The sequence below is a fragment of the Streptomyces corynorhini genome, from assembly GCF_003346515.1.
GTDB classification, from domain to species: Bacteria; Actinomycetota; Actinomycetes; order Streptomycetales; family Streptomycetaceae; genus Streptomyces; species Streptomyces corynorhini.
In genome coordinates this window covers 1-11,965 of record NZ_QQNA01000175.1, presented here as the reverse complement: position 1 = coordinate 11,965, position 11,965 = coordinate 1, and the positions used below count along the sequence as shown (strand labels likewise).

Annotated in this window: 9 protein-coding genes; 5 read left to right on the top strand and 4 right to left on the bottom strand. The window is 72.7% G+C overall.

What is annotated here, in order from left to right:
- Positions 1-302: 302 nt before the first annotated feature.
- From DVH02_RS21590 to DVH02_RS21580, 3 genes are all read left to right on the top strand, one after another.
- Complete coding sequence (locus DVH02_RS21590) at positions 303-1,229, top strand: arabinan endo-1,5-alpha-L-arabinosidase (protein WP_233518370.1); 927 nt, start codon at positions 303-305, stop codon at positions 1,227-1,229.
- 13 nt (positions 1,230-1,242) lie between these two features.
- Entirely contained in the window at positions 1,243-2,712 is a 1,470-nt protein-coding gene (locus tag DVH02_RS21585; protein ID WP_114625478.1) for a family 43 glycosylhydrolase, read from the top strand.
- A 169-nt stretch (positions 2,713-2,881) separates the two neighbouring features.
- Positions 2,882-3,679, top strand: coding sequence for an EI24 domain-containing protein (locus DVH02_RS21580; protein WP_114625477.1), 798 nt, complete (start codon positions 2,882-2,884; stop codon positions 3,677-3,679).
- Between the two features lie 12 nt (positions 3,680-3,691).
- Here the strand turns inward: DVH02_RS21580 and DVH02_RS21575 are convergent, their stop codons facing one another.
- Positions 3,692-5,086: a pyroglutamyl peptidase gene (locus tag DVH02_RS21575; RefSeq protein ID WP_114625476.1), complete on the bottom strand. Its 1,395-nt coding sequence runs from the start codon at positions 5,084-5,086 to the stop codon at positions 3,692-3,694.
- Positions 5,087-5,352: 266 nt separating this feature from the next.
- Positions 5,353-5,937, bottom strand: a complete 585-nt coding sequence (locus DVH02_RS21570; protein ID WP_114625475.1) for a TetR/AcrR family transcriptional regulator — start codon at positions 5,935-5,937, stop codon at positions 5,353-5,355.
- Between the two features lie 149 nt (positions 5,938-6,086).
- On the opposite strand from DVH02_RS21570, the gene DVH02_RS21565 reads away from it, so the two are divergent.
- Entirely contained in the window at positions 6,087-8,558 is a 2,472-nt protein-coding gene (locus DVH02_RS21565; protein WP_114625474.1) for a beta-glucosidase, read from the top strand.
- 121 nt (positions 8,559-8,679) lie between these two features.
- On the opposite strand, the gene DVH02_RS21560 is transcribed toward DVH02_RS21565, so the two are convergent.
- Positions 8,680-9,672, bottom strand: coding sequence for an aldose epimerase family protein (locus tag DVH02_RS21560; protein ID WP_114625473.1), 993 nt, complete (start codon positions 9,670-9,672; stop codon positions 8,680-8,682).
- Between the two features lie 207 nt (positions 9,673-9,879).
- On the bottom strand, positions 9,880-10,752 hold the full coding sequence (locus DVH02_RS21555) for an SGNH/GDSL hydrolase family protein (protein WP_233518369.1): 873 nt from the start codon (positions 10,750-10,752) through the stop codon (positions 9,880-9,882).
- A 431-nt stretch (positions 10,753-11,183) separates the two neighbouring features.
- Here DVH02_RS21555 and DVH02_RS21550 point away from each other — a divergent pair, with 431 nt between their 5' ends.
- A complete protein-coding gene (locus DVH02_RS21550) occupies positions 11,184-11,678 on the top strand; it encodes a DUF3145 domain-containing protein (RefSeq protein WP_114625471.1) in 495 nt (164 codons plus the stop codon).
- The last annotated feature ends 287 nt before the right edge of the window (positions 11,679-11,965 follow it).

Sequence of the window (11,965 nt, the reverse complement as noted above, 5' to 3'; positions counted from 1 at the left end):
GGGCGCGAGTCCCAGGGCGCGAAGTAAGTCTGCGTGAACCGTTGACGCGCCAGCGCTTCGACTCTAGTTTCCCGTTCGCGGTGACGAGCGTGGTTCGTCATACCGAACGGGACTGCCGGGACTGGGATCCGGCCCGCGCCGCCCCCGCGCGTACCCCCCCACATCACAAGGAGAACCGCGTGAGCCGCATCTCCAGAACCTTCCGAACCGCCCGCCCCTCCCGCAGCACTCCCCACACCGCCTACCCCCCTCGCGCGCGCCGCACTTCCCGCCGCGCCGCGCTCCTCGCCCTCCCCGCCGCCCTGCTCCTCGCCCTCGTACCGAGCAGCGCCTCGGCCTACCCCAACCCCGGCCGGGTCACCGGCGACATCGTCGTCCACGACCCGACGATGATCCGCACCTCGTCCGGGCAGTACCTGCTCTACTCCACCGGCGACGGGCTCCAGGCCCGTACGTCCACCGACCGGATCGCCTTCAGCCGCGCCGGATCCGCCTTCACCACCCCGCCGAGCTGGTGGTCCGCCTACTCACCGGCCAAGGACCCCTGGGCGCCGGACATCTCGTACCACGGCGGCAAGTACCTGATGTACTACGCCGTCTCGACCTTCGGCTCCGCCACCTCGGCCATCGGACTCGCCGGTTCGGCCACCGGACAGCCCGGCAGCTGGTCCGACTACGGGACCGTCTACACGTCCAGCTCGGGCAGCGACTACAACGCCATCGACCCCAACCTCCTCGTCGACGACGACGGCACGTGGTGGCTGGCCTTCGGCTCCTGGTGGACCGGGATCAAGATGATCCGGATCGATCCGTCGACCGGCAAACAGTACGGCGGCGACACCACCCGCTACAGCCTCGCCTCCCGCCCCACGGGAACCAAGGCCGTCGAGGGACCCGCCGTCGTCAAACGGAACGGCTACTACTACCTGTTCGCCTCGTACGACACGTGCTGCGCCGGAACCAGCTCCACGTACAAGATCAAAGTGGGCCGCGCCGCCAGCCGCACCGGGCCCTACGTCGACAAGAACGGCGTGAACATGATGAACAACGGCGGCTCGCTCGTGCTGGAGAGCCATGACCGCTACCTCGGCCCCGGCGGCCAGTCCGTCCTGCCGGACAGCGACGGCGACCTGCTCGTCTACCACTACTACGACGGCCAGGACAACGGCACGCCCAAGCTCGGCGTCAATCTGCTGAGCTGGTCCGGCGGCTGGCCCACGGCGTACTGACGGGGGCCGGGACATGTCACGCACCGAGCGTCAGCCCGCCCTCCTCATCGCCGTCCTCCTCGTCGTGCTCGCCGGTCTCGTCGCGGCCGTCGCGCCGACGGCCGGGGCCGCCGAGGGCCGGCCGTACACCAACCCCGTCAAGGACCGGAAGGGCGCCGACCCCTGGATCGAGTTCTACGACGGCGACTACTACCTGATCACCACCTCCTGGACCTCCGAACTCACCATGCGCAAGTCGCCCACCCTGGCCGGGCTCGCCACCGCGCCCAGCGTCCAGGTCTGGTCGGACTCCACCTCGTCGCGCTGCTGCAACATGGGGGCCCCCGAGATCCACTTCCGCGACGGGCGCTGGTACCTCTACTACGTGGCCGGGCAGGGCATCGCCGACTACAACCCCACCCAGCGCGTCCACGTCCTGGAGAGCGCGGGCTCCGACCCCATGGGCCCGTACACCTACCGCAACCAGCTCGGCGCCACCCGGATACTCGACGCCGGTCTGCTCACCCTCAACGGCTCGCTGTACCTGCTGGGCAGCGCGAGCGGCGGCGGTACGCGGAACCTCGTCATCGCCCCCATGTCCAACCCGTACACCCTCAGCGGCGGCTTCTCGACGATCTCCACCCCGACCTACGGCTGGGAGCGATCGGGCGGCACCGTCAACGAGGCCCCCGAAGTGATCCAGCACGCCGGGAAGACCTTCGTCGTCTACTCGGCGAGCGGCTGCTGGACCCCCGACCACAGACTCGGCCGGCTCACCTTCACCGGCACCGACCCGCTGAGCGCCTCCTCCTGGACGAAGAAGTCCACCCCGGTCTTCGGCCGCTCCGACGCGGCCGGGGTCTACGGCCCGGGGCACAACGGATTCTTCACCTCGCCCGACGGAACGGAGAACTGGATCGTCTACCACGCCAACAACTCCGCGAGCGGCGGCTGCGACAACGGCCGCACCACCCGCGCCCAGAAGTTCACCTGGAACGCGGACGGCACCCCGGACCTCGGCACCCCGCTCGCCCTCGGCACCACCCGCCCCGGACCCTCGGGCGAGAGCGCGGCCACCCCCACCGGCTACACCCTGGTCAACCGCGACAGCGGCAAATGCCTTGAGGTGGAAGGCGGCTCGGCGGCGGACGGCGCCCACGTCATCCAGTGGAGCTGCGACGGCGGCACCAACCAGCGCTGGCGCGTCGAGGACCTCGGCAACGACACCAGCAGGCTCGTCAACGCCGCCAGCGGCAAGGTCCTCGACACGGCGGACTGCTCCGTCGTCGACGGCGCGGAGCTGCGCCAGTCGTCCTGGCTGAACAACCTCTGCCAGGCGTACCGGTTCGTCGTCACCGACCGGGGCGGCTGGATACGGCTCGTCAACGCCCGCAGCGGCAAGGTCGCGGACGTCGAGAACTGCTCGACCGCCGACGGCGCCGACGTACGGCAGTGGTCCTGGCTCGGCAACGCCTGCCAGCAGTGGCAGTTGAGACCGGTGTGAGCGCGCGGCGGGCGCCGGGGTCCGCCGCGCGGGCGGCCCCCGGCGCCCCTGCCCGTCGGGCTGTCCGGCTGTACGGGCGGCCCGCCGGGGGTGGGCGAGGGGCGAGGGGGAGAGGGGGAGAGGCGGTGAAGCCGGGGGCGTTGTCGTACCCCGCCGATAGGCTGCCTCCATGCATGACCTCGGTGCCGGATTCGGCTATCTGATCAAGGGCCAGCGATGGGCCGGCCGCCACGGCCGCCGGTTCGGCTTCGGGCTGCTGCCCGGCCTGATCACGCTGGTGCTGTACGCGGGCGCGCTCGTCGGCCTGGGCTACGGCGCGGACGACCTGGCGGCCTGGGCCACGCCGTTCGCCGACGGCTGGGCCTCGCCCTGGCTCGGGCTGTTCAGGGGCTTCCTGACCGTGCTCGTCTTCGCGCTCGGTCTCTTCCTCGCGGTCATCACCTTCACGGCCGTGACCCTGCTGATAGGCCAGCCGTTCTACGAGTCGCTCTCGGAGGACGTCGATCGCGAGGAGGGCGGCGAGGTCCCCGAGTCCGCGCTGTCGTTCTGGCGCGGGCTGTGGGTGTCCGCCCGTGACAGCGTGCGGATCCTGGTGCGGGTCGCGCTCTACGGGGTGCTGCTCTTCGCGCTCGGGTTCGTCCCGGTCCTCGGGCAGACCGTGATCCCCGTGCTCGCCTTCTGCGTCTCCGGCTTCTTCCTGGCGGAGGAGGTGACGTCGGTGGCGCTGGGGCGCCGGGACGTCCAGCTCAAGGAGCGCCTCGTCCTGCTGCGGGGCCGCCGGATGCTCGCCCTCGGCTTCGGCGTCCCGCTCGCGCTCGCCTTCCTCGTCCCGTTCGTCGCGGTCTTCCTGATGCCCGGCGCGGTCGCGGGAGCGACGCTGCTGGTGCGTGAGCTGACGGCGCCGCCGGCGGGCGATGAGGAGCCGGCGGCGCGTCGGCCGGACGCGACGATATCGCTGAACAAATAGCGCCGGGGACCGTCAGGACTGCTCGGCCGCCACCCGGATGATGGCGCGCAACTGCGCGATGATGTCGAGCCGGTTCCGCACGAACTGCGGATCGGTCACCGTGCCCGTCGCCGGATTGGTGTTGCCCGCCCCGAACTGGAGCACCGGCGTGTGCACATGGCCGCCCGGGATGTCCAGGCCGAGCCGGTCGCGCAGCAGGGTCGCCCGGTAGGCGATCTCGTTGGACAGATAGTCCCCGCCGCCCCCGGCGCGGGCCGCCGACCCGGGCGTCGGTCCGCCCGGCCGTACGACCGAGGCGCTCCCGCCCGCCGGGATCTCGGTGACCGACGTGTTGTCGTACACCGGGAAGCGGCCCGTGTCCGCCGTCGCGATCGCGCGGTACGGCAGGCTCGTCGTCGTCCACTGCGGCTGCGACGCCGGGTCGCTCACCGGTACGAGGCCGGTCTCCGACACGTTCTCGTTGTCCCCGAACCCGCCGCGCCAGGCGCCGTTGAACCGCTCCACGTCGATCCGGCCGACCCGGCCCTGGCTGACCGTGGCGAACAGATCGGCCTCGGCCAGCGGGCGCCGCAGGGCCTTCTCCACCGTGCCGTCGGCGAAGTCCTGCCAGCGCACGGGGAAGACCGCCGTCTCGATCCGGGCGGGCCCCTCGGCGGTCTCGACGACGGTCCCGTCCAGCGCCAGCGCGGTCGCCCCCGACGGATTGCTGATGCGGATGTCGGTGTCGAGGGTGAACGGGTCGAAGCCCGTCACGACGATCCGCTTGACGGCCTCGGCGGACGTGCCGCCGCGCGGGGACTTCCCGTCCTGCGGGGACTTCCCGTCCTGCGGGGACTTGGCGGACCTGCCGCTCTTGGCCGCGAACGTCATGGAGTCCTGACCGCGTGACGACCGCTCCAGCTTCCCCAGCAGCCGGGCGCGCGCCGCCTCGGACACCTTGAACTCCGGCTGCCAGGAACGCAGTTCACGGGTCATCGCGAGACGCGCCCAGTACAGCGGACGGTCGTCGTCCCGGCTCAGATCGCCTCCGGCGGGCCCACGCCCCTGCGCCCGGTCCACCGCGCGCTTCCACAGCGCGGCGCCGTGCCGTACGACGGTCCGCTCGGCGGCGGCCCGCGTCCGCGCGTCGCCCAGCGACCGTACGAACGCCGGTGCCACGTCGTCGAAGCCGGAGCGTTCCAGGATCTCTCGCGGCACGGCACGGTCGAGGCGCTGCTCCTCGACCGTGAACGCGGCAGCCGGGGCGACGGGTTGAGCCACGGGTTGAGCCACGGGTTGAGCGACCGGCCGGGCACCGGCCGGTGACGGCACGGCGAGGGTGAGGGCGCTGGCGGCGAGGAGGAGGAGTGCGAGCCGCTCGGGCCGAGGCCGTATCCGGCTCTGCTGGGTGCGCGGGGCGAGTCTCATGGGGGGTTCCCTTCCGTCGGGTGGCGGAAGTATCGCCTCCGGAGCCGTCGGATGACCATGGTGCCGGGCGACCGGCGTGTCTCCGAGGCGCGAGGAGCCACCAGGCGGGGCCCGTCGGGCGGAGGCCCGTCGGCCCCGTCAGCCTCGATGCCTGTCGGCCCCGGTGTCCGTCAGCCTCGATGCCTGTCGGCCCCGGTGTCCGTCAGCCTCGATGCCTGTCGGCCCCGGTGTCCGTCAGCCCCGATGCCCGTGGGCCCCGATGTCCGTCAGGCCGAAGGGCCCTGGCCTCCCGCCCGCAGGAGCGTCAGGAAGTCCCGGAACGTCTTCGCCATGTCCACCGACTCCGGATCCAGCAGCCACTGGTACTGCAGCCCGTCCATCACCGCCGTCAGCAGCGGCGCCGCCTGCTCCGGGGTGATCCCGCCCGGCAGGCGGTCGCCGAACTCGTCGCGCAGGACCTCCGCCATGTCGTCGCGGACCTGCGCGTAGCGCTGCGTGAAGAACTCCCGGGCCGGATGGGACTCCGTGACGCTCTCGCCCAGCAGCGCCGAGAACGTCTGCACGATCCCAGGGCGCATCGCGTTGTACTCCACCAGCGAGGCCAGCAGCTCCAGCCGCCACCCCTTGCGCCCCTCGCCGCTGCCGCCCGTGTCCCACTGGTCGCGGTCCTCCAGGACGGCGACGAGCAGTGCCTCCTTGGACGGGAAGTAGTGCAGCAGCCCCTGCTGGGTCAGCCCGACCCGCTCGGCCACCGCGCCCAGGGTCGCGCCCCGGTAGCCGCGTTCCGCGATGACTTCGAGGGCGGCGCGGAGTATCTCCGCGCGCCGCTCCTCGCTCCTGGCTCGCCCCATCGGAGCCGCTCCCTTCTCCGCGTCCGCGCTTCTCCGCGTCCACGTCCACGTCCACGTTCTAGAATAACGAAAGGGTCACGAACCCTACCGGTGTACAGGTTCGAGGCCCACCATGTAACCACTCACCGCTCCGACGAGGAGGTACGGACATGGCCGCACCCATCACCCGGGCCGACCGGGCGACCCAGGAGGACCGGGCGCGCGAAGAGGCCGTCGAGACGGCCCTCGGCAAGCTCGACCTGGAGGCCAAGGCCAGGCTCCTGGCCGGACAGGACATGTGGTCCCTGCCCGCGCTCCCCGGCATCGGCCTGGCCTCGCTGGTCATGTCCGACGGCCCCATCGGCGTCAGGGGGGTGCGCTGGACCGCCGACGACCCGTCGGTCGCCCTCCCGTCCCCGACCGCCCTCGCCGCCACCTGGGACCCGGAGCTGGCCCGCCGCGCGGGCAGGCTGCTCGCGCAGGAGGCCCGCCGCAAGGGCGTCCACGTACTCCTCGCGCCCACCGTCAACCTGCACCGCTCGCCGCTGGGCGGGCGGCACTTCGAGACGTACAGCGAGGACCCGTACCTCACCGGCGAGATCGGCACCGGCTACGTGCTCGGCGTCCAGGACGGCGGAGTCGGTACGACGGTCAAGCACTTCGTCGCCAACGACGCCGAGACCGACCGCTTCACCGTCGACAACATCGTCGCCCCGCGCCCGCTGCGCGAGCTGTACCTCGCGCCCTTCGAGGCGATCGTGGCCAACGCCCACCCCTGGGGCATCATGGCCGCGTACAACCAGGTCAACGGCGCGACGATGACCGAACACCGGTACCTCCAGAACGACGTGCTGCGCGGCGAGTGGGGCTTCGACGGCTACATCGTCTCCGACTGGCTCGCCGCCCGCTCCACCACGGGCGCCCTCCTCGGCGGCCTCGACGTCGCGATGCCGGGACCGCGCACGGTGTACGGCGAGGCCCTCGTCGCCGCCGTCCGGTCCGGGGACGCCGAGGAGACGGCCGTCGACGAGGCCGTACGGCGCGTCCTGCGGCTCGCCGCCCGCGTCGGCATCCTCGCCGGCGCGCCCGCCGCCGTCACCGAACTCCCCGCGCCGGTCGACGGCGACGCGCTGGCCCGCGAGATCGCCCGGCGCTCCTTCGTCCTCGTGCGCAACGAGAACGCCGCCCTGCCGCTCACCCCGGGCGCGGACACCACCGTCGCCCTCAGCGGCGCCGCCGCCCGCGACGCCCGGGTGCTCGGCGGCGGCTCCGCCACCGTCTTCCCCGCCCACATCGTCTCCCCGCTCGACGGCCTCACCGCCGCCCTGCCCGACGGCGCGCTGAGCTACTCCGTCGGCGCCGACCCCAGCGACGAACTCGCCCCGGCGGAAAAGGGGTTCACGCTCCGCGCGATCTGCCGCGCCGCCGACGGCCGGGTGCTGGGCACCGCCTCGGTCCCCGGCGGCCGGATCCAGTGGGCCGGCGCCGACCTGCCCGAGGGCGTCAGCCACGACGAACTCCACACCGTCGAGATGACCGGCCACTTCACCCCGCGCGAAAGCGGCGAGCACATCCTCGGCACCCAGGGGCTCGGCGGCTTCGTCCTGACCGTCGACGGCGAGGTCCTCTTCGACGGTACGGAGGGGCTCGGCGCGTCCTCCGACCCGTTCGAGGCGTTCTTCGGCTCCCCGGTGGAGCGCGCCCGCGCCGAGTTCACCGAGGGGCGACGGGTCGAGATCTCGCTCCTGCACACCGTCCACAGGATCGAGTCCGCGCCGATCAGCGCCGTCGCGTTCTCCCTGCTCCACCTCGGCCCGCGCCACGACCCCGACGAGCTGATCGCCGAGGCCGTCGAAGCGGCGCGCACCGCCGCCACCGCCGTGGTGGTCGTCGCCACGACGGAGAGCGTCGAGTCCGAGGGCTTCGACCGCGAGAACCTGCGGCTCCCCGGCCGCCAGGACGACCTCGTGCGCGCCGTCGCCGCCGTCAACCCCCGCACGGTCGTCGTCGTCAACACCGGCTCCCCGGTGGAGCTGCCGTGGCGCGAGGAGGTGGCCGCCGTACTGCTCACCTGGTTCCCGGGCCAGGAGGGCGGCGCCGCGCTCGCCGACGTCCTGCTCGGCGCGGCGGAGCCCGGCGGTCGGCTGCCCACCACCTGGCCGGTCGCCCTGAGCGACGTACCGGTCTCGGACACCACCCCCGTCGACGGCGAACTCCACTACGACGAGGGCGTGTTCATCGGCTACCGGGCCTGGGAGCGGGCGGGGGCCACCCCCGCGTACCCGTTCGGCCACGGACTCGGCTACACCGACTGGGAGTACGAGACGATCACGGCCACCCCGCAGGAGGCCACCGTACGGCTGCGCAACACCGGCGCCCGTCCGGGCCGCGAGGTCGTACAGGTCTACCTCGCCCCCGTCGCCGACACCGCCGACCGCCCGGCCCGCTGGCTGGCGGGCTTCGCCCCGGTGGAGGCGGCGCCCGGCGAGAGCGTCGAGGTGCGCGTCCCGCTCCGGCGGCGCGCCTTCGAGATCTGGGACGAGGGCCCCGGCCTGTGGGCGCTGATCCCGGGCGGCTACGAGGTGCAGGCCGGCCGCTCCGTCGCCGACCGACGGCTGAGCCACGTGGTCGAGGTGGTCTGAGGCCGGGGCGGACCGAGAACGTACGGCCCCGGAGCGGACCTGACGCCGCTCCGGGGCCGTACCCGTACCCCGCATTTACCTCGCCCGTGTCGCCCGTGTCGTGTCCGTCGTCCGCGTCGCGTCAGCGCACGCCGAAGCCGTACGTGGTCGTGGACCGGAACTCCTCACCTGGCCGCAGCACGGTGCTCGGGAAGTCCGGCCGGTTGGGGGAGTCCGGGAAGTGCTGGGTCTCCAGCGCGATCCCGGCGCCCGGACCGTACGGCTTCCCCTCGAAGTGATCGCCTGTGTAGAGCTGGAGCCCCGGCTCGGTGGTGGCGACGGTCAGCACCCGCCCCGACGCCGGGTCGTACAGCTCGGCGACGGGCTCGTCCCCGTCCGTCGCGTCGAGGACGTAGTTGTGGTCGTACCCAGGACCCAGCGGGCGCCGCGCGCGGAAGTCGAAGCGCGTGCCGTCGACCGGCACGGGCGCACCGGTCGGCAGCGCGGCACCGTCCACCGGGGTGATCCGGCCCGCCGCGATCCGCAGTTCGTGTCCGCCGGTCGCGGCGCCGCTGCTCTCGCCGGCGAGATTCCAGTAGGTGTGGTTCGTCGGGTTGACGTGCGTCGGCGCGTCCGTCGCCGCCCGGTAGTCGATCCGCAGGGCACCCGACGCGGTCAGGGAGTAGGTGGCCGAGACCGCCAACCGGCCGGGGAACCCCTCCTCGCCGTCCGGGCTGACCAGCGACAGCCGTACGCCGTGGTCGCCCGACCGCTCGGCGTCCCACACCCGGCGGTCGAAGCCGCGCTCCCCGCCGTGCAGGGTGTTCGGGCCCTCGTTGGCCGTCAGCCGGTGGACCACCCCGTCCAGGGTGAAGGCGGCGCCCGCGACGCGGTTCGCGTACCGGCCGATCAGCGCCCCCAGATAGGGCCCCCGGCCGGAGACGTAATCCTCGGCGGCGGCGAAGCCGAGCACCACATTGGCGGTGGCCCCGTCCCGGTCCGGCACCTCGGCGGACTGCACGGCACCGCCGTACGTCAGCAGACGCACCCGGATGCCGGCCCGTTCCAGGGTCCAGCGGTGGACGGGCTTCCCCTCGGCTGTCGCGCCGACGCGTTCCGTGTTCATGACAGTCATGATCAAGAACCTTACGCCGGAAGGGCGGAGCGGTGGGCAAACCGGCGGCCGATACCGTGCTCCCCGCGGAGGCCGGGCGCGGAGTCGTGCCCGGCCTCCGGGCCTGCCTCCGGCGCCCGACTCCGCGCCCGGACCCGGCGCCCGAATCTGGAGCCGGTCCTGTCAGCCTCTGGAGCCGGTCCGGTCAGCTTCTGGAGCCGGTCCCGGTCAGCCCGGGTACTTCTCCGCCGTGACCTTGCGGTACGCGATCTCCGCCAGCCGCCCCTGCCCGTCCTTGCTGGGGTGGAACCAGTCCCACTTGCTCAGCTGCTCGCCGGTGAACCGGTAGCCGAACACCGCCCCGCCGTCGTACCGGCAGCGCGCGTCCTTCGCGCACACGTCCTTCAGCACCTCGTTGTACGCCACGACCCGCTCGTACACCGTGGCCCGCCGCTGCCGCGCCACCTCGCTCATGTCCTGCGCGTCCCTGAGCATCGAGGGGCACAGCCCGAGCTTCCAGATCTGCCGGCCCAGTGGATTGCCACGCCCGGTGGACCAGAGCCGCTTGAGGTCCGGCACGCTCGACACGTACACCTGCGCCTTGGGCGCCCCCGCGCGCAGTCGGCGCATCGCGGTCTCGAAGGACGCGCGGAAGTCGGCGACGGACGTCATGTGGCCGGTGGTGTCCCGGCAGGCGTCATTGGCTCCGGCCATCACCGTGACCAGCTCCGGCTTCTCCCGGGCGGCCAGCTCCATCTGGTCGGGCAGATCGGTCATCGTGGCGCCGGTCGTGGCGTGGTTCCAGCTGTTCTTCTTCGCGGCCGTGGGGCCGAGGAGCCGCTCGGCGAGGCTGCGTACGGCGGGATCCGTACCGGTCGCCCAGGACACCTCCGGGCAGTCGGCGAGCACCGCGCAGGCGTCGAAGCCGCGGGTGATGGAGTCACCGACCGCGGCGACCGACTCAGGGCTGCGGTTCCAGACGGGGGCGGCGGTGTGCTTCTTCGCCCCGTCGGGGGTGGCGGAGCCGCCTGAGCCGCATCCGGCGAGCACCCCGGTCCCGGCGACGAGGACGGCCGTCAGGGCGGCGGCCGGGGCGGTCAGCCCGGCGCGGGAACGGGCGGAGAGCCGAGGCGGGAGCCAGGCGTAGCGCCGGGCCGAGAGCCGTGGGGAAGGCCGGGACCAGCGGGGATCACGGCTGCGACGCGGCCTCTCCGTCATGACGGTCCCTCCTCATGGGGTTCGGGCTGGGCTTCGGGCGCCCCGGGCCTTCCGGGGCTTCCCGGCAGGCTCCGGCATCCGGGCGGCGGCCTGCCGAGTGAAAGCTTCGGGGATATCCGCCCCGGGACCGACCGTACGTCACCGCGGCCACCCCGCCGCACGATAGTTTTTCCCACGTCGAACCAGAGACACCTGATCTACGGCTCCGGTAAATTACATCACGTCACTTACTGTCCCTTTTGCGGAGTTTCACTCCCGATGCTGTTTACTGAGGCGCTGGGAAAGGCGAACCTCGTCCCACACTGGAGGTCCCGGTGACGACACGTGGAGTTCTGTACGTACACTCCGCACCGCGCGCGATGTGCCCGCACGTCGAGTGGGCGGTGGCGGGAGTGCTCGGCCTGCGGGTCCAGCTCGACTGGATCCGGCAGCCCGCCTCGCCGGGCACCTGGAGAGCCGAGGTCTCCTGGAAGGGCCGGGCGGGCACCGCGTCCAAGCTGGCCTCTGCGCTGCGCGGCTGGCAGATGCTCCGCTTCGAAGTGACCGCGGAACCCTGCCCGACGGCCGAGGGCGAGCGTTACAGCGCCACCCCTGACCTGGGCATCTTTCATGCCGTCACGGGAATGCACGGCGACATCCTGATCCCCGAGGACCGGCTGCGCGCGGCCCTGGCCCGCTCCCAGCGGGGCGAGACGCGGCTGGAGACGGAGATCGCGAAGCTGCTCGGCAAGCCGTGGGACGACGAACTCGAACCGTTCCGCTACGCGGGCGAGGGTGCGCCGGTGCGCTGGCTGCACCAGGTGGTGTAGCGGCCGGGCGCGTCGCGGGCCGGGCGCGGGGCGCGCGGGGGCGCGCGGGACGTGCACGTACGCGGAGCGCGTGGGCCGCGTGGGGGTCGCGTGCGGGGCTCGCCGGGCGGGTGGCCGGGGCGGGTCCTACGGTGGGGGTCATGTTGCGTCCTGAAAGCTGGTCCAGGCTTGCGGGTGGAAGTCCCGTCCGGGTAGACACCGGAGTGCCCGGTAGCAGGTCCCGGTTCGTCGTGGAGACGCGGCGGGCTGAGCGGGATGTCAAGAGCCTCTTTGGAGGGAGCAAGCAC

Bases quoted from the DNA above. Each gene is read 5' to 3' on its own strand.
- DVH02_RS21580 (WP_114625477.1), top strand. From the start codon at position 2,882: ATGCATGACCTCGGTGCCGGATTCGGCTATCTGATCAAGGGCCAGCGA.
- DVH02_RS21565 (WP_114625474.1), top strand. From the start codon at position 6,087: ATGGCCGCACCCATCACCCGGGCCGACCGGGCGACCCAGGAGGACCGG.
- DVH02_RS21575 (WP_114625476.1), bottom strand. From the start codon at position 5,086: ATGAGACTCGCCCCGCGCACCCAGCAGAGCCGGATACGGCCTCGGCCC.
- DVH02_RS21570 (WP_114625475.1), bottom strand. From the start codon at position 5,937: ATGGGGCGAGCCAGGAGCGAGGAGCGGCGCGCGGAGATACTCCGCGCC.
- DVH02_RS21585 (WP_114625478.1), top strand. From the start codon at position 1,243: ATGTCACGCACCGAGCGTCAGCCCGCCCTCCTCATCGCCGTCCTCCTC.
- DVH02_RS21560 (WP_114625473.1), bottom strand. From the start codon at position 9,672: ATGACTGTCATGAACACGGAACGCGTCGGCGCGACAGCCGAGGGGAAG.